The sequence below is a fragment of the Sulfitobacter guttiformis genome (assembly GCF_003610455.1).
Taxonomy (GTDB): domain Bacteria; phylum Pseudomonadota; class Alphaproteobacteria; order Rhodobacterales; family Rhodobacteraceae; genus Sulfitobacter; species Sulfitobacter guttiformis.
This window is the reverse complement of sequence record NZ_RAQK01000002.1, coordinates 192,905-209,044: the sequence shown is the minus strand read 5'-3', so window position 1 is coordinate 209,044 and position 16,140 is coordinate 192,905. Positions and strand designations below refer to the sequence as shown.

At 57.0% G+C, this 16,140-nt stretch carries 16 protein-coding genes; 6 read left to right on the top strand and 10 right to left on the bottom strand.

What is annotated here, in order from left to right:
* Positions 1-42: 42 nt before the first annotated feature.
* The 3 genes from C8N30_RS13665 to C8N30_RS13655 all read right to left on the bottom strand — a co-directional run bounded on the left by C8N30_RS13665 (position 43) and on the right by C8N30_RS13655 (position 3,466).
* Entirely contained in the window at positions 43-1,410 is a 1,368-nt protein-coding gene (locus C8N30_RS13665; protein WP_037967886.1) for a cytochrome P450, read from the bottom strand.
* Positions 1,407-2,642: a hypothetical protein gene (locus C8N30_RS13660; RefSeq protein WP_025062235.1), complete on the bottom strand. Its 1,236-nt coding sequence runs from the start codon at positions 2,640-2,642 to the stop codon at positions 1,407-1,409. Before C8N30_RS13660 ends, C8N30_RS13665 begins: the two co-directional genes overlap by 4 nt.
* 71 nt (positions 2,643-2,713) lie before the next feature.
* Positions 2,714-3,466, bottom strand: coding sequence for a cytochrome c biogenesis CcdA family protein (locus tag C8N30_RS13655; protein WP_025062236.1), 753 nt, complete (start codon positions 3,464-3,466; stop codon positions 2,714-2,716).
* Between the two features lie 93 nt (positions 3,467-3,559).
* Here C8N30_RS13655 and C8N30_RS13650 point away from each other — a divergent pair, with 93 nt between their 5' ends.
* The gene (locus C8N30_RS13650; protein ID WP_120222884.1) at positions 3,560-3,787 is read left to right on the top strand and encodes a sulfurtransferase TusA family protein; all 228 of its coding nucleotides are present in this window, start codon (positions 3,560-3,562) and stop codon (positions 3,785-3,787) included.
* A 75-nt stretch (positions 3,788-3,862) separates the two neighbouring features.
* Here the strand turns inward: C8N30_RS13650 and C8N30_RS13645 are convergent, their stop codons facing one another.
* The gene (locus C8N30_RS13645; protein ID WP_037967887.1) at positions 3,863-6,718 is read right to left on the bottom strand and encodes an Rne/Rng family ribonuclease; all 2,856 of its coding nucleotides are present in this window, start codon (positions 6,716-6,718) and stop codon (positions 3,863-3,865) included.
* Positions 6,719-7,293: 575 nt separating this feature from the next.
* Between C8N30_RS13645 and C8N30_RS13640 the strand changes: the two genes are divergently transcribed.
* Positions 7,294-7,614, top strand: coding sequence for a hypothetical protein (locus C8N30_RS13640; protein WP_025062239.1), 321 nt, complete (start codon positions 7,294-7,296; stop codon positions 7,612-7,614).
* An 84-nt stretch (positions 7,615-7,698) separates the two neighbouring features.
* Here C8N30_RS13640 and C8N30_RS13635 read toward each other — a convergent pair whose 3' ends face one another.
* Genes C8N30_RS13635 through purC form a run of 5 tightly spaced genes read right to left on the bottom strand, consistent with a single transcriptional unit; the run spans position 7,699 to position 12,553 of the window.
* Positions 7,699-9,033, bottom strand: coding sequence for a sigma-54-dependent transcriptional regulator (locus C8N30_RS13635; protein ID WP_025062240.1), 1,335 nt, complete (start codon positions 9,031-9,033; stop codon positions 7,699-7,701).
* A gap of 3 nt (positions 9,034-9,036) precedes the next feature.
* On the bottom strand, positions 9,037-10,806 hold the full coding sequence (locus C8N30_RS13630) for a sensor histidine kinase (protein ID WP_025062241.1): 1,770 nt from the start codon (positions 10,804-10,806) through the stop codon (positions 9,037-9,039).
* Positions 10,807-10,841: 35 nt separating this feature from the next.
* On the bottom strand, positions 10,842-11,510 hold the full coding sequence (gene purQ / locus C8N30_RS13625; RefSeq protein WP_025062242.1) for a phosphoribosylformylglycinamidine synthase subunit PurQ: 669 nt from the start codon (positions 11,508-11,510) through the stop codon (positions 10,842-10,844).
* A complete protein-coding gene (gene purS, locus C8N30_RS13620; protein ID WP_025062243.1) occupies positions 11,510-11,740 on the bottom strand; it encodes a phosphoribosylformylglycinamidine synthase subunit PurS in 231 nt (76 codons plus the stop codon). The genes purQ and purS overlap by 1 nt, the downstream gene beginning before the upstream one ends.
* A gap of 51 nt (positions 11,741-11,791) precedes the next feature.
* The gene (gene purC, locus C8N30_RS13615) at positions 11,792-12,553 is read right to left on the bottom strand and encodes a phosphoribosylaminoimidazolesuccinocarboxamide synthase (RefSeq protein ID WP_025062244.1); all 762 of its coding nucleotides are present in this window, start codon (positions 12,551-12,553) and stop codon (positions 11,792-11,794) included.
* Between the two features lie 250 nt (positions 12,554-12,803).
* On the opposite strand from purC, the gene bmt reads away from it, so the two are divergent.
* From bmt to C8N30_RS13600, 4 genes are all read left to right on the top strand, one after another.
* Positions 12,804-13,817 carry a betaine--homocysteine S-methyltransferase gene (gene bmt / locus C8N30_RS13610; RefSeq protein ID WP_025062245.1) on the top strand — a complete coding sequence of 338 codons (1,014 nt, stop codon included), beginning with the start codon at positions 12,804-12,806 and terminating at the stop codon, positions 13,815-13,817.
* A 141-nt stretch (positions 13,818-13,958) separates the two neighbouring features.
* The gene (locus tag C8N30_RS13605) at positions 13,959-14,657 is read left to right on the top strand and encodes a corrinoid protein (RefSeq protein WP_025062246.1); all 699 of its coding nucleotides are present in this window, start codon (positions 13,959-13,961) and stop codon (positions 14,655-14,657) included.
* Between the two features lie 236 nt (positions 14,658-14,893).
* Positions 14,894-15,049 (top strand): hypothetical protein, encoded by a 156-nt coding sequence (locus tag C8N30_RS19395; protein WP_156949561.1) that lies wholly within the window; start codon positions 14,894-14,896, stop codon positions 15,047-15,049.
* On the top strand, positions 15,046-15,681 hold the full coding sequence (locus C8N30_RS13600) for a DUF1638 domain-containing protein (protein ID WP_025062247.1): 636 nt from the start codon (positions 15,046-15,048) through the stop codon (positions 15,679-15,681). Before C8N30_RS19395 ends, C8N30_RS13600 begins: the two co-directional genes overlap by 4 nt.
* Here the strand turns inward: C8N30_RS13600 and C8N30_RS13595 are convergent.
* On the bottom strand, positions 15,678-16,088 hold the full coding sequence (locus tag C8N30_RS13595; protein WP_025062248.1) for a SufE family protein: 411 nt from the start codon (positions 16,086-16,088) through the stop codon (positions 15,678-15,680). The two genes, C8N30_RS13600 and C8N30_RS13595, sit on opposite strands and share 4 nt — an antisense overlap.
* Between the last annotated feature and the right edge of the window lie 52 nt (positions 16,089-16,140).

The following is a 16,140-nucleotide window of genomic DNA, read 5'->3' as shown; positions in this document are numbered from 1 at the left end:
TCTAATGGGTCTTTGGGGGCAGCGCCAGATGCTTTGGCGGAGTTATTGTGTCCGCCGTGTCAGGGTCAGGCGAATGCCGTCTTTTGCCCGGACGGTAAGATGCGCCACCGGGACAGGTACGGGGCCTGCTGTCAGGTGATAATCGCGCAAAATCCTGCTGAGGATCAACGGCCCTTCGATCATTGCAAACCCTGCACCGGGACACACGCGCGCACCTGCGCTGAAAGGGATGAATGCCTCGCGCTGGCAGTTCTTGCCGTTCGGTGTATGCCAACGTGCGGGATCGAACGCGTCAGGATTGTCCCAAAGCCGCGTATGCCGGTGCAGATGCCACGGGCTGATGACAAGTTGGGAGCCCGCGTCAACGGTCCGTTCGCGCATAACTTCCGGACAGGCATTTTCACGGACCATCATCGGCACAGGTGGATAGAGACGAAGAGTTTCACGAAACACATCGCGGCTCAGACGCAATTTGGCCATCACACCGAAATCGCAAGCGTCGATGGCCTTCGCCTCTTCGGCCAGTTTCTCCTGCCACTCCGGGTATAACGCCACCAAATAGAGCGCCCAAGCGAGCGTCGAGGCACTGGTTTCATGACCGGCGAGGAAAAAAATAGCAACCTGATCAACCATTTCATCGGTGGTAAACGTCTCGCCGGAAAGGGGATCCGCTGTCGTCATGATTTTTGTCGCAAGGTCGTCAGGCGCGGTACCCGCAGCAATTTCGCGGGCCCGCTCCTTGGTCAATCGGGTTATCAGCGACCGGATCCGCGCGGCACTTCGCGTCGTCTCACGGCGAAAAAGACGTGGCATCCAATGCGGCAGCGGCACAAGCGCTGCAAGGTTGAGGATCGGCTGGCTGCGTTGGTAGCTGTGGAAGGCCTCGAACGTCTCACGTGCCAGATGGTGCTCGATTGGGAGGGAGAACAATGTGCGAAATATTACATCAGCGGCGACGTGGCTTGTCTCGGGCTCGATATCGATTTCTCGCCCCGTCCTTGTGGCCAAACGTGCAGCGGCTGCCTCAGCCGCCTCCCACATAGCGGGGAATGTAACGCGCAGTCGTCCGCCCTCAAAGGCGGGGTCAATGATGCGGCGCTGTCGTTTCCACGTATCGCCATTGGTCACAAATACCGAATTACCCAACAAAGGCCGCAGCCCTTCGTTAACGCGGGTGGATTTAGGGAAGTCATCGGGCCGGTCCTTTAGGACACGTGCGATCAGATCCGGTTGGTTGATCAGATAGCTGCGGAAAAAAGGCGTGCGGAATTCAGCCATCCACGCCCGATAAAGGCGCGCAGGCTGTGCTGATAACAGATCCGCGCGAAACAGCTTTGCATAGCGCCAGAGAGATACTTTGTCCGGGCGCGGCACGGGTTTGGGGGGCAGGATCGTGGGTGGCACCGTCATGGAACAAGATCCGTGAATTTGTTAACCGGCGTTTCGATGCGGGATTTCGAGGGCGGGCGATCGCCGTAGCGCGCTGCCAGCGTCATGGGACCGGCGGTGATCTGGAAATAGTCATAATCACGCGGCGCGTCGAAAGCGCACATATACTGGAAATGCAGCCTGAAGAAGCGCCAGCGAAGCGCCTTCCACCGCGCAGGGCTGAGCGATTGCGTGAATGCCGCCGAGAACACTAAAGGCCAGCGCTTGTTCGTTGGCGCAACACCACTCACCGAGACCGGATCACACAAGGCAAAGGCGCAGCCGTCCCCCGGTGCGGTTACATCCACCCACGTCAGAGCATTGCTTGCGCTCAGATAAGCAAGATCAGCGCGCAGACGGTGCGCGCCTTCCAGAAACGACACCATCGGTACCACCTGTCCGAGGCTGAGAAACCCCAGCGCGGGTCCTCGCGCCGGAACCCGCCCGCCACGGATCAGATCGGCCAGAACCGACACGCCCAGATGCGCCCCCGATGAATGACCGACAACCAGTACCTCATCGACATCGCCGAGAAGGGCCTGCGCAATAGCATCGCCAAATTCGGTTATTCGCGCCTCCAGCGCAGGGGTATTGGCGCCCCGTGTGGCAGCGCCATATGCGTAATCATGCATAAGGTAGTATGCAAAAAATTTTGCATCTTTGGCTTTGAACCATTTCAGCAATTGCCATCCCACCAGTCCGGCCAGAATACCACAAAACAGTCGCAATACCCACAAATCCGCCGCAAGGGCCAAAGCACTGTACAGTGCGACCGCCAGTCCGACAGCCAGAGCAAGTTGCACCAATAGCATTCCGACAGGGTAGAGCGCGGCAATCACCGGCCCTTTGCGCAGGCGCATCAATCGCCACAGCGCGCCACTACCTATGTAGACCCATGCAGTACGCAGCAGTTGTGCATAGGTCGCGGGAATCGAGGTGTCCATGCTGCCCCGCACGATGTCCGACCAGACCAGCACTTCGACCGAGGCCTCTATATCCGCACCACCGATCTGTGCCGCCACATCCCAGCCATAGCGCGGGCCGCGGCGCCGTGCACTAAGCGTTATGGAATAACCCGATATTGTGGCCTGAGTGGCAGATTCAGTTCGGTAAAGCTCGCGGTAGCGGCGCGGATGAATGGGATCATAGCCAGGAATATAGAACACAGCCCGTTTGCGAACGGGCGTATCGGAAGTGTGCGCGGGGGCTGGCATTGCTCGCTCGGGGCCTTGTTTTGGGTTACCCTATGCTAACGCGGGTTTCCGGCCAAAGTAAGGCTTTTGCCTTACCCCAGACTGCCCAAAGCGGGAAAGTTTTCGAGTAGCCAAAAACTGAACGTCGAAAAGGCCCCAGTCAGCATTGCGATCCCTACGATCAGTAGCAACACACCCATACAACGCTCGATTGTTTTCATATGCTTTTTGAGTTTGTTCATTACACCCACGGCGCGTGTCATGAACATCGCTGCCAGCAGAAAAGGAATTCCCAAACCAAGCGCATAAATCCCCAACAAAAGCGTGCCCCGCGTCACAGACGCCTCGGATGCGGCAAGTGACAGGATCGCCCCCAGTTGCGGCCCGATGCAAGGCGTCCAGCCAAACGCGAAAGCAAGGCCCAGCACGTAGGCACCAAAGGACGACCCGCCCTTGTCTCCCGCCTCGAGCCGCGCCTCGCGGTCGAGAAACGAGATCCGGTAGATGCCCAGAAAGTGAATGCCGAAGATAATCACCACAACGCCCGAGATCTGGCTAAATAGAATCTGGTTCTGGAGGAAAAACGCGCCGAAGGCAGAGGCGGTAAACCCGAGGATCAGGAACACCGTGCTGAGCCCCATCACAAAAAACAACGCCGCAATAATTGCACGGCGGCGGGCAGAGCGCTCCGAGCCCATATCGTTCAAGCTCACCCCGCTCATATAGGCCAGATAGGGTGGCACAATCGGTAGCACACAAGGCGACAGAAAACTTACGATCCCCGCCAACAAGGCGATGGTCATGGCGGGCAGCAGACTTGCGTCTATAAGATCGATTCCAAACATGCTTCACTGGTATACTCTGCGTGTGATCCCGTCACGTGCCAGCGCGTCACAAGGTTGTGGACAGATTGTAACATCCGACCTAAATCATGTCGCATGATGATACATGATCTTGATGCCACGGGGCTGCTTTGCCCCCTACCCGTTCTAAAGGCGCGCAAACGTCTGCAAACGATTGCAGCGGGCGAGCAATTGCGCCTGCGTGCCGACGACCCAGCAGCTGTCATTGACGTGCCGCATTTTTGCAACGAGGCAGGTCACACGCTGATTGAAACAACGGAAGTTGACGGGGTGCAAATCTACCTCATTGAAAAATCCGGCTAGAATTCTTGCGCACGAATGTAGAAAAGGCAGGCTTTGCAGCCTGCCTTTTTGCATTATTGACTTAGTCGCTAATAGTTAGCGGCTGCCCAAAGACCACCAGCCTTTGCGTCGCGGCTTTGGCTCTGCTTCTACTTCAGCTTCTACTTCAGCTTCGGACTTTGAAGGCGAGGCCGCCTCTGGCGCGTCTTCAGTCACCGGTGCAGCTTCAGGCACTGGGGCCACCTTTGGTTCCGCTGCTGGCTCGTCTTTGGCAACCGGCTCTGGTGCGACCTCCGCCAAAGGCTCGGGTGTTGCTTTGACTGCAGTCTCGGGCTGTTGAACCTCTGCCTGTGCCGACGGAGCTTCCGCCTCTGGCGCGACCTTTGCTACCTTGGGTTTGCGCGGCGCGCGGGTTCGCTTTGGCTTTTCCTCGGTAGCTGCCGCTGGTGCGGGTGTGTCCGCCGCCGGCTCCCCTGACACCTCAGCGTCGGCGGCGGGGGCCGCTTTAGGCTTGCGTGGTGCACGTGTCCGCTTGGGCTTTGGCTTCTCCTCTGCCTCTGGCGCAGCTTCTGTGCTGACCTGTGGATCGGCAGCAGGCGCTTCAGTTGCCTTCGCATCGACGGCTACTTCTGCAGGGGCCTCTTTTGGCTTGCGGCTACGCGAACGGCTTCGTGGCTTCGGCTTTACATCCGCATCTGGCGCGGTGGATTGCTCTTCCGCTTGTGCAACAGAGCCCTCTGCGTCGGCGCTAGCCGCTTCTGCGTTGCCGTCAGCCTTGCTTGCGTCTGCGCCGTTTTCATCCGAACTGCTGTCGCCGGTTCCGTTTTCGTCCGTTTCTGAACGACCGCCACGGCTGCGACGACGACGCCGGCGCTTACGCTTTGGCTTTGCCTCGCCATCCTCGGGTGTTTCTGGGGTTGTGGTTTCTGCAGGCGCTGCGGCTGCTTCTGACGTTTGCGCGGCTTCTGCGGCAATCGCAGCGGCTTCCGCGGCATCAGCTTCGGCAGCATCTGCCTCGTCGATCTGGTCCATTAGTGTGGTATCAACCGAGTTGATATGCGCCGACTGGTTCACAACACGTGTAGCTGTCTTGAACTTCTCCATCGAGAAATCAGGACTGACCAAATGGGGCTCACCCTCTATCCGCACGCTCAGGCCGTAACGGGCCTCGATGCCTGCGATATGTTCGCGCTTCTGATTCATCAGGAAGTTAGCGATGCCGACCGGCGCCTTGATCAGAACCTCGCGGGAGCGGCTGCGTGTGCCTTCCTCCTCGATGGTGCGCAGGATTGATAGCGCAAGGTTGTCGTCAGAGCGGATCAGACCCGTACCATGACAGGCGTGGCATGGCTGGGTTGTTGCCTCGATCATGCCGGGGCGCAGGCGCTGGCGCGACATTTCCATCAGACCAAAACCGGAGATGCGCCCGATCTGGATGCGCGCGCGATCGGTCTTGAGCTTGTCTTTGATCAGCTTTTCAACTGCCGCGTTATTGCGACGCTCATCCATGTCGATGAAGTCGATGACGATCAGGCCGGCAAGGTCACGCAAACGCAACTGACGGGCTACCTCGGCGGCAGCCTCAAGATTGGTTTTCAACGCTGTCTGCTCGATGCTGCCTTCTTTTGTGGCGCGACCGGAGTTTACGTCGACTGCAACAAGTGCCTCTGTGGTGTCGATCACAATGTAACCGCCCGAGGGCAGTTGAACTGTCGGGTTGAACATCCCCGCGAGGTAGGCCTCGACTTGATAGCGCGCAAACAGCGGAAGACCTTCGTCATAGCGCTTCACGTTTTTGGCGTGGGACGGCATGATCATTTTCATGAAGTCTTTTGCGATGCGGTAGCCGCGCTCACCCTCCACAAACACCTCGTCAATGTCGCGGTTATAAAGGTCGCGAATCGATCGTTTTATCAGGTCGCCTTCCTCGTAGATCTTCGAAGGGGCAATTGATTTCAACGTCAGCTCGCGGATTTGCTCCCACATACGCTGGAGGTATTCGTAATCGCGCTTGATCTCGGCCTTGGTCCGCTTGGCCCCTGCAGTGCGCACAATAAGACCAGCACCTTGTGGTACCTCGATCTCTTGCGCGATTTCTTTGAGCTTCTTTCGGTCGGGAGCATTTGTAATCTTGCGGGAGATGCCACCACCACGCGCCGTGTTCGGCATCAAAACGCAGTAGCGGCCCGCCAGTGACAGATAGGTAGTAAGGGCAGCACCCTTGTTGCCGCGCTCTTCTTTGACGACCTGAACAAGCAGGATTTGACGGACTTTGATGACTTCCTGAATTTTATACCGGCGGGCGCGAGGCTTGCGCACGGGGCGGATGTCCTCGCTGTCGTCTTCTTCAGCAACAGATTCGATTTCGTCATCCTTGTCGGATGCATCGGCACCGTTCTCTGTAGTGTCACCTTCGTCGGAGTCATCAGGTGTATCAACGGGCGTTTCCTTGACCCGCTCCATTGGCGAGGATCCCTCGCCTTCGGATACCTGTACCTCGTCCTCGTCCTCGTCCAGATCGACAGTCTCCATGCCCTCGATCTCGGTTGAGGTCTTGGCATCGTCCGTAACTGTATCTTCGGCCCGAGGTTTGCGCGTGCGCGAACGGGACCGGCGTTTTGGCTGTTCGTCGTCGTCTTCTTCCTTGGCGGCTTGCGCTTTGGCATAGGCCCGCTCTTCTGCCAGCAGCGCCTCACGGTCTGCGACAGGGATCTGGTAATAATCCGGGTGGATTTCAGAAAACGCAAGAAAGCCGTGGCGATTGCCACCATAATCCACGAATGCCGCTTGAAGCGACGGTTCAACACGCGTCACTTTTGCGAGGTAGATATTGCCGGCTAGCTGGCGTTTGTTTTCAGATTCGAAATCGAATTCTTCGACTTTGTTTCCATCAACCACAACAACGCGGGTTTCTTCCGCGTGGGAGGCATCGATAAGCATCTTTTTAGGCATTTTACTCTTTTGCACGGGCGCGGACGTGACGGCCTCCCGGGGGGTGCTGCACGGTACGTCAAGTGTCTTGTCAGGGCGATTTGTGACGGCACAGCGGTGCTGCCCATGGGGCCGCTCCCGTTACTGTATTCAGTTCTTGCGCGCGTCATCGCGGTTCTTCTCCGATGCGGGACTCTCAACCTGCTTTTGCAAGTTGCGCCGCGCATCCATTAAAAACTGTGTCATCTCCGGCACTTGGGCCATCAACATCCAGCAGCGTCTGCGTTGCCGTTTCCGGCACGATCGGTCTGGTGCGTACAGGCATGCGCCCGTGGCCCCAGCGAAATTCTTCATTGGACCGTGATTGCCAGACTTTTCACCTGACAGGCCCATCCCCCTAAATAAGAGCAGGCAGCGCACAAACACAATGGGCAATCACATCAAATGGAAGCAATTCGCCCGCAAAGCAAAGTTTGGTGCCCGTTATGCTGGCGCATTAGGCCAGACAGGTTGTTGCCGCTCTGTGTAATTGCGCGTAGGATCTGAGGCGAAAATACTTGGGCATCCGCCCCACTTGGTGCATTTTAGGAGACAATATGCGAAATTTCACGCGCCCTGCCCTCATCCTTTGCGTGGCAACCCTTGCGCTTGCGGCCTGCGATCCGGCAGAGTTCGATACCGATCCTGATGTGCGCCGCGACGCAAGGGCCAACCGGACCTGCATCTCTGCGGTCAACACCCAGACAGGATCGTCTTCCCAGCTCAACACGACGCTGCCGATTGTCGAGGTTAACCAATATATCATTGATGTGCCTGCACTTCAGGAGCGCTGGATGTGCCGCACGGATGACGAAGGCACGGCACTGCAAATGTATAAAATAGGCGGCACAGGTCCGGTCGATCCGGCCGACGATTAATCAGGTCAGTCCGGCCTCAGCATTTAGACCAGAAAAAAAGGGACGCATCACTGCGCCCCTTTTTTCTAACTTCCGAACCTCGCATTACAGATAGTCGGAGCGCGACAGCTGGTATTTCGCCATCTTCTCGTTCAGCGTCCTGCGCGGCAGGCACAATTCGTCCATCACTGACGCAATAGATCCTTTGTGCCGACGCATTGTGTTATCAATGAGCATTCGCTCGAACGCCTCGACATATTCCTTGAGCGGCTTGCCTTCTGTGGTCATAACAGGTTGCATTTCGTCATGCTCGCTCATCAGGAGGGAGGCTATCGTTCCGGATCCGCGTCGGGACTGAAGCACCGCCCGCTCGGCCACATTGATCAACTGGCGCACGTTCCCTGGCCATGGGGCCTGCAACAGCTGTGCAGCTTCCTGCGCTGTCACCTGAGGCGCGTCACAGCCGTATTCATCGGCGAACTGGTCACTCAGACGAGTGAACAGCGTCAGGATATCCTCGCCGCGCTGGCGCAAAGGGGGCACAGTGATACGCAGGGCTGCCAGACGGTAAAACAGGTCGGACCGCAATACATCTTCCGAAGTACGCCCCGCCTCTTGCAGGTTCGAGATGGCGACGATGCGCGTTTCGGCAGGTGTTCCCTGCTCGTTGATCACCGACAGCAACCGCGCCTGCAATGTCTCGCTCAGCGCCTCCACATCCTCAAGCACCAGCGTCCCGCCGCGTGCCTCTTCCATCGCTGGTAAAATGGCGTCCTCAGGCTGCATCGGTCCGAACAGGCGCTTACTGAGCGCATCCTCCTCAAAGGCCGAGGCACTGACCAGAACAAATTTCTTGCCGGCGCGGCTGCCAACGGCATGCAGCGCATGGGCCACAAGGGTCTTGCCGGTTCCGGTTTCACCGTCGATCAGGACGTGACCGTCGGCTTGCCCCAAATCAAGTATATCCTCGCGAAGACGCTCCATCACGGGGCTTTGGCCGATCAGCTTTTTCATAAGCTGGCCACCATCCGACAACTCGCGGCGCAAAAGGCGGTTGTCCATCACCAGACGGCGCGTTGCAGTGGCTTTCTTGGCCAGTTCGCTCATGCGGTCAGGGTTGAAAGGCTTTTCCAGAAAATCAAACGCACCAACGCGCATGGCCTCGACGGCCATGGGCACATCACCGTGGCCCGTGATCATGATTACCGGCAAGGCGGAATCGCTCCCCATCAGCTTTTTCAAAAACTGCATGCCGTCCATCCCCGGCATTTTGATGTCAGAAATGACAATGCCCGGGTACTCCGGCCCCAGCACCTTGAGAGCATCCTCAGCACTGGCAAATGTTTCTGTGTCATAGCCCGACAGGGCAAGCCACTGGCTGATGGACTGACGCATGTCCTGTTCATCATCGACAATCGCAATTTTCATCGCCTGTGCCATATTTTACTCCGCCGCCTTTGTCAGTTTTGTGCCGTCATAGATTGGCAATTGCATCTCGAACACCGCCCCGCCGTTCTGGCCGTTGCGCGCCATCAGACGCCCGCCCAGATCGCTGACGATCCCCGAGGAGATAGCGAGGCCGAGGCCCACACCGTCTCCTGGTTGTTTTGTTGTATAGAATGGCTCGAAGAGCGCATCCAAGTCCTCAATCCCGGGACCGTTGTCGCGCACCGTCAGGGTTGCGGTTTCGCCTGCGCTCAAAATGATCTCGACCTTAGGGTGTCTCTCAGACTTGGTAGCGTCGAGGGCATTTCGCAAGAGGTTCACCAAAACCTGTTCGATACGCATGCGGTCCCCGAGAGTATAGACAGGCTCCTCGGGCAATATCCGCGCAATCTGAACCTGCCGCTGTCGCAACTGCGGCTCCATCATGCTGAGGCTCGAAGCCAGCGCATCGGCCATATTGACGGGTGAAAACACCTCCTGCCCCTTACGGGCATAGGATTTGAGCTGCCTTGTGATGGCGCCCATACGCTCGATCAGATCGTCGATCCGCTGGAAGGAAGACAGGGCCTCCTCCGGACGGTTGCGGCGCAGCAACAGGCGCGCACCAGCGAGATATGTCTTCATCGCCGCCAGTGGCTGGTTCAATTCGTGGCTAACCGCTGCCGACATTTCGCCCAATGCGGCCAATTTGCTCGACTGCTCAAGGGTCTGCTCGGCTACGGCCAGCGTCTCCTGCATACGTTTGCGCTCGGCGATTTCGCGCTGGAGGGCGGCGTTCAATGCGCGAAGCTCTGCCGACTCACGCTGGAAAATCGCGGCACGGCCGGCAGTGCGGCGGCTTAAAAAATAAAATGTCAGTGCGAGGAGAATCGCAAAACCCATTACTTCGAGGGCGAGCACACCGTTCACACGCTCACGCACGGAGGCATATGTGGTGTAGCTGATCATCCGCCATCCACGGAAATTAACCCGTGTCTCAAGGCGCATCACAGCTTCGCCCTGCAAATAGGCATCAGGGGGCAGTGCAGTCCAGTCGGCTGTGGCCTGAATCGCGCGCTCTATCGCGCTTTGCGGCGTCTGGTTTGCCAACGCCTCAAGCTCGGTATTGCCCCGCCAGCGCGGCTCTGTCGCGAGTATGATCTCGCCGGTGCTGTTGGTCACGATAACGGCGTCCGATATGCCAGCCCATGCCCGCTCGAACTTTTTGAGGTCAACCTCTACCGCGATAACCCCGACTGTTGTGCCACCATTCTGGATGCGCCGGGAATAGAAGAACCGGTAACCGCCCGTCTCTTGGAGGATTGTACTGAAGATTGTGGCATTCGAGCGGATAGCATCGACGAAATAAGGCTCGGCGCGGTGTGCGGCGCCCAAACGGTTGCGATCTGTCGCGGCAACCGTGCGCCCGTCCATGTCCAGCAACATGAGCGAGGCAGCGCCAATCTCTTCGACGAAAGAAATCAGGCGCTGGGTGGAAAGCGAATAATCGGCGGTCTCGAGTGCTGCGATCAATGTTGGATCGCGTCCCAGCAACTGTGGCACAATCGCATTCTGACGCAGTTCGGCAAGCAGGTTACCGCCATAAAGAGCGATGCGCAGCTCTGCCCTGCTGCGGGTGCTTTCTGTAAAACGGTCGGTCAGTAACCGATTGGTGACAGATATAACGACGATCGCAAAGATCAGCATGATAAACAGCGCAATACGCACCCGCCAGCTTATCGCGGCGGGTTGCCAAGACGGATTAGTTGCGCTGGTGCTATCACTCATGAAAACACCCTACCACAGGGTGGCGCACGCTCAAGTCAGGCTGTGGTCAGCGCGCCGGCCAATGCGCGGAAGAGCGCCACTCCGTCAGTGCCGCCGTGGTTTGCGTCGGCTGCGCGCTCGGGGTGGGGCATCATCCCCAGTACGCGGCGGTTTTCTGACAGTATGCCGGCAATATCTGCCTGAGCGCCGTTAGGGTTTTTGATATAGGTGAATGCAATGCGATCTTCGCCTTTGAGCGTCTCAATCGTTTGCGCATCGGCAAAGTAATTGCCATCGTGATGCGCAATAGGAATATTGATCACTTCACCGACGGCATAACCTGCTGTGAAATCGGATGCAGATGTCTCGACCTTCAAACCCACAGTCTTGCAGATATATTTGAGCCCGGCATTGCGCAGCAGTGCACCGGGCAAAAGTCCGGTTTCCGTCAACACCTGAAATCCGTTGCACACGCCCATGACATAACCGCCGCGGGCCGCATGAGCCGCAACAGATTTACAAATCGGCGAGTTGGCAGCAATCGCCCCACAGCGGAGATAATCACCGTATGAAAACCCCCCCGGAATACCAACAATATCAATGTTGGCAGGTAGGTCACTGTCCTTGTGCCAGACCATAGTAACATCAGCACCCGCCTGCTGGAATGCAACCGCCAGATCGCGGTCACAGTTGGACCCGGGGAAAACAACAACCGCTGCGCGCATCAAGCCAACTCCACCGAGTAGCTCTCGATAACAGTGTTCGCTAGCAGTTTCTCGCACATCTGCTCTACGTCAGCGCGGGTCGCGCCTTCTGCCAGATCAAGCTCGATCACCTTACCCTGACGCACAGCTTGCACACCGTCAAATCCCATGGCCCCCAGCGCGTGGCGCACTGCCTCGCCCTGAGGATCCAATACACCCGTTTTCAACATCACATGCACACGTGCTTTCATGCCGCGACCCTCTTCTTCATTTTTCCAATTAAGCTCAATCCGACGCGCGCGTCAGTTGATCAACGTGGGTTTTGTAATCGGAGTGGACGTCTTGGGCATTACACCCAACCGCCGTGCCACTTCCGTGTAGGCATCGGTGAGCGATCCCAGATCCCGGCGGAATACATCCTTATCCAGCTTCTGGCCCGTTTCCATATCCCACAACCGGCAACTGTCAGGCGAAATTTCATCTGCCACGATCAGACGCTGGAATTCACCGTCATAGACACGGCCGACCTCAATCTTGAAATCCACCAGCTTGATGCCAACGCCGTACATCACACCCGACATAAAGTCGTTCACCCTTAAAGCGAGGCTCAGAATGTCGTCCATATCCTGCTGGCTGGCCCATCCGAACGCTGCAATATGTTCTTCACTTACGAGCGGGTCACCCAGAGAATCGTCTTTGTAGCAATATTCTACAATCGGGCGCGGCAACTGTGTGCCCTCATCGATGCCAAGACGCTTTGACATGGTACCTGCCGCGTAATTGCGCACGATAATCTCGAGCGGAATAATCTCGACCTGACGGACCAGTTGTTCGCGCATGTTCAGGCTTTTGATGAAATGCGTCGGCACGCCGATCTGGTTCAGACCAGTCATGAAATACTCGGACAGACGGTTGTTAAGCACTCCTTTTCCGTCGATCACAGCTTTTTTCTCGGCATTGAATGCGGTTGCATCGTCTTTGAAGTACTGCACGATCGTACCAGGCTCGGGGCCTTCATAGAGGATCTTTGCTTTGCCTTCGTATATTTTCTTGCGGCGGGCCATGGGCGTCCCCTGTATTTTGAGAGGCACGGGGGAGTCCCGCTGCCCTTTTGTCTCCCTCTTAGTGTAGAGAACTGGGTGCTGCAAGCATGCAGGCGTCCCGTGCGCGGGTGCGGAACGCTGCGACGGCTCGGCACATGCGGACAATTCATAACCATGGTGAAGATTATGCGGCTTGCCTCATGCAGCGCCCTATGGAAGAAACAAAAGCCTCCCGCCTTGCAGGGAGTCCCTCACACCGGAGCCTTTTGCCATGACCAACCCCCTTCTTGATCTACTGGCCGAAAAGGGCGTTTTGCTGGCCGACGGCGCAACGGGTACAAACCTGTTCAACATGGGCCTTGAGTCTGGTGAGCCTCCGGAATTCTGGAACACAGATGCCCCTGACAAGATCCTGACACTATACCGCGGTGCGGTGAATGCAGGGTCGGACGTCTTTCTGACCAACAGTTTCGGGGCCAATGCATCACGCCTCAAGCTGCACAAAGCGCAAAATCGCGCCCACGAACTGAGCCGCGTCTCGGCAGAGCTGGCCCGCGAAGTCGCCGATACTGCTGGTCGCAAGGTAATCGTTGCAGGTTCGGTCGGACCAACCGGCGAGATCATGGAACCTGTGGGCGGCCTGTCGCACGCCAGTGCGGTCGAGATGTTTCACGAGACTGCGGACGGGCTCAAGGCGGGGGGCGCCGACATCGGCTGGCTGGAGACGATTTCCGCGCCAGAAGAGTACCGCGCCGCCGCCGAAGGCTTTGCCCTCGCCGGTTTGCCTTGGGTTGGGACAATGAGTTTTGACACAGCGGGCCGTACGATGATGGGCATGACCTCTGCCGCGATGGCCGAAATGGTTGAGGGCCTAGAAAATGCGCCCGACGCTTTCGGGGCCAATTGTGGCACGGGAGCTTCAGATCTTTTGCGCACCGTGCTGGGGTTTTCCGCCAAAGAACCAAAGCGCCCGATCATTGCCAAGGGCAACGCAGGCATCCCCAAATACGTGGAGGGCCATATTCATTATGATGGCACGCCAGAGCTGATGGCGACCTATGCCGTGATGGCGCGCAATTGCGGCGCGCAGATCATCGGCGGCTGCTGCGGAACCATGCCAGCGCACCTTGAGCGGATGCGCGATGCCCTAGATAGCCGGCCAAAAGGTGAAAAACCGGAGCTGGAGCAGATCACCTCCGCCCTTGGTCCATTCTCATCCGAGAGTGATGGCACCGATGGCAATGCACCTGTCCGCGCCGCCCGCAAGGGTCGCCGCCGCAGCTGAGGCGACAATCCGAAGCGCAGTTCCGGCCAGCAGAGTCGCGCTTTGCGCCTGTCTGGTCGCAATTGCTTTAGTATTTTTACAGGTGTCTGGCAAAACTGGCAAAAGCCGCGGCCATGACGCCCGCGTTGAGAAGGAAACGACATGTCTGACGAAGCTGAAATCATCCTTGCTGACCTCGACGACGACGAACTTGTTCAACAGATGTTCGACGACCTTTACGATGGTCTGAAAGAAGAGATTGAAGAGGCGGTCAATATCCTGATCGCTCGCGGCTGGGCGCCCTACGATGTGCTGACAAAGGCGCTTGTGGGTGGCATGACTATTGTTGGTGCAGATTTCCGCGACGGTATCCTGTTCGTTCCCGAAGTGCTGCTGGCCGCAAACGCCATGAAGGGCGGTATGTTTATTCTCAAGCCGCTTCTGGCTGAAACCGGTGCGCCGCGTGTCGGCAAAATGGTCATAGGGACGGTAAAAGGCGATATTCACGACATCGGTAAGAACCTTGTCGGTATGATGATGGAAGGTGCAGGTTTCGAAGTTGTTGATCTTGGCATTAACAATTCTGTCGAAGTCTACCTTGAAGCGATGGAAAAAGAAGGCCCCGACATTCTTGGCATGTCTGCCCTTCTGACCACGACAATGCCTTACATGAAGGTCGTGATCGACACGATGGTAGAGCAAGGCATACGCGATGATTATATCGTGCTGGTCGGTGGCGCGCCGCTTAACGAAGAGTTCGGCAGGGCCATCGGTGCTGACGCATATTGCCGTGACGCGGCTGTTGCGGTCGAGACCGCAAAAGAGTGGGTCGGCCGTAAGCACAACAGCGCCAACGCCTAACGCCGCTGACTGAGCGCAAAATCCACAGACCGCGCCGCTAATCCGGCGCGGTTTTTTTGATGACATAGCGGTGCACTGCTGATCCTGAATCCCGCTTGGGCTCATGATCTTTAGCGCTAAATTATTCTAGAACAGGCACTTTAGCTTCAATCGCGATCATATCCCGATGTCATTGACCGGGTGGCTCTTTCAAGACACTCGGAGTCACCCTATCTTGACTCTATAAGGAGATGCTGATGCCGCGCGGAATATATGTATTGATGCTTTTGGCTGTCATTGCTGCAGGAGGGCTTACCGCCTGGCTAGTATCGGTTTTCGGACCTGATGCTTTCGTCCTGGCGTTGCCGGTTTTCATGATCGCGACAATTTTCCTGAACCGTGTCCGCAAATGAATTTCACCGACACCCAACTTACCCAGGAAGGCCTGCCGCTGAGCGTTTCAAAGGGAAAAGTGCTGGTAATTGCCTGTGGTGCACTAGCCCGTGAGATTATCGACCTCAAGGAAGCGAATGGCTGGGCGCACATTGATCTGACTTGCCTGCCCGCAAACTACCACCTCTACCCCGATAAAATCACTGATGCCGTACGTAACAGCGTTGCCAAACATCGCAGCGATTATGACAATATTTTTGTGGCCTATGCTGATTGCGGAACGGGTGGCCATCTGCAGGCAGCCTGCGCCGAGCTGGGTGTCCAGATGATAGAAGGTCCTCACTGCTACAGCTTTTTCGAAGGCAATGATCGTTTCTCGAAAATCACCGGCGACGAGATCACCACCTTTTACCTCACCGACTTTTTGGTCCGCCAGTTCGATGCCTTCATCATCAAACCCATGGGCCTCGACCGCCATCCGCAACTGCGCGATATGTATTTCGGCAATTATGAAAAGCTGGTCTATCAGGCACAAACCGATGATCCCGCACTCACCGCAAAGGCGGCAGATTGCGCCGCACGCCTCGGCCTCTCGTTCGAGCGGCGCTTCACCGGCTACGGTGATCTGGAGAAATCGCTGAAGCTCCTCTAAATGGACTTTTGCGCAGTCTCGCGCACCCGCTCGATCATTGCCGTAAGGCCATTCGAGCGCTGTGCAGATAGGTGGTCGTTGAGACCCAAACGTCCCATTTCCATCCGGGCATCCACTGCCAGCACCTGCTCTGGCGTTAAACCGTTATAAAGCGTGCGCAAAAGCGCAATCAGTCCCGAAACGATCATCGCATCCGACGCGCCGTCGAAATGCAAAGTGCCCCCTTTCATTTCCGCATGTAGCCAGACCTGACTGGCGCAACCGTCGACCTTGAGCGCAGGCACCCGCAGCGCTTCGGGAAGCGCCTCCATCGCCTTGCCCTGATCAATCACATGGCGGTATCGGTCTTCCCAGTCGTCCAGAAAGTCAAAATCTTCGACAAGCTCTTCAAATTGCGCTGTGGCCATGACGGGCTCCTTGTTATCACCTTTATGCTTGAGGTAGGGCTTAGTTGCCCGA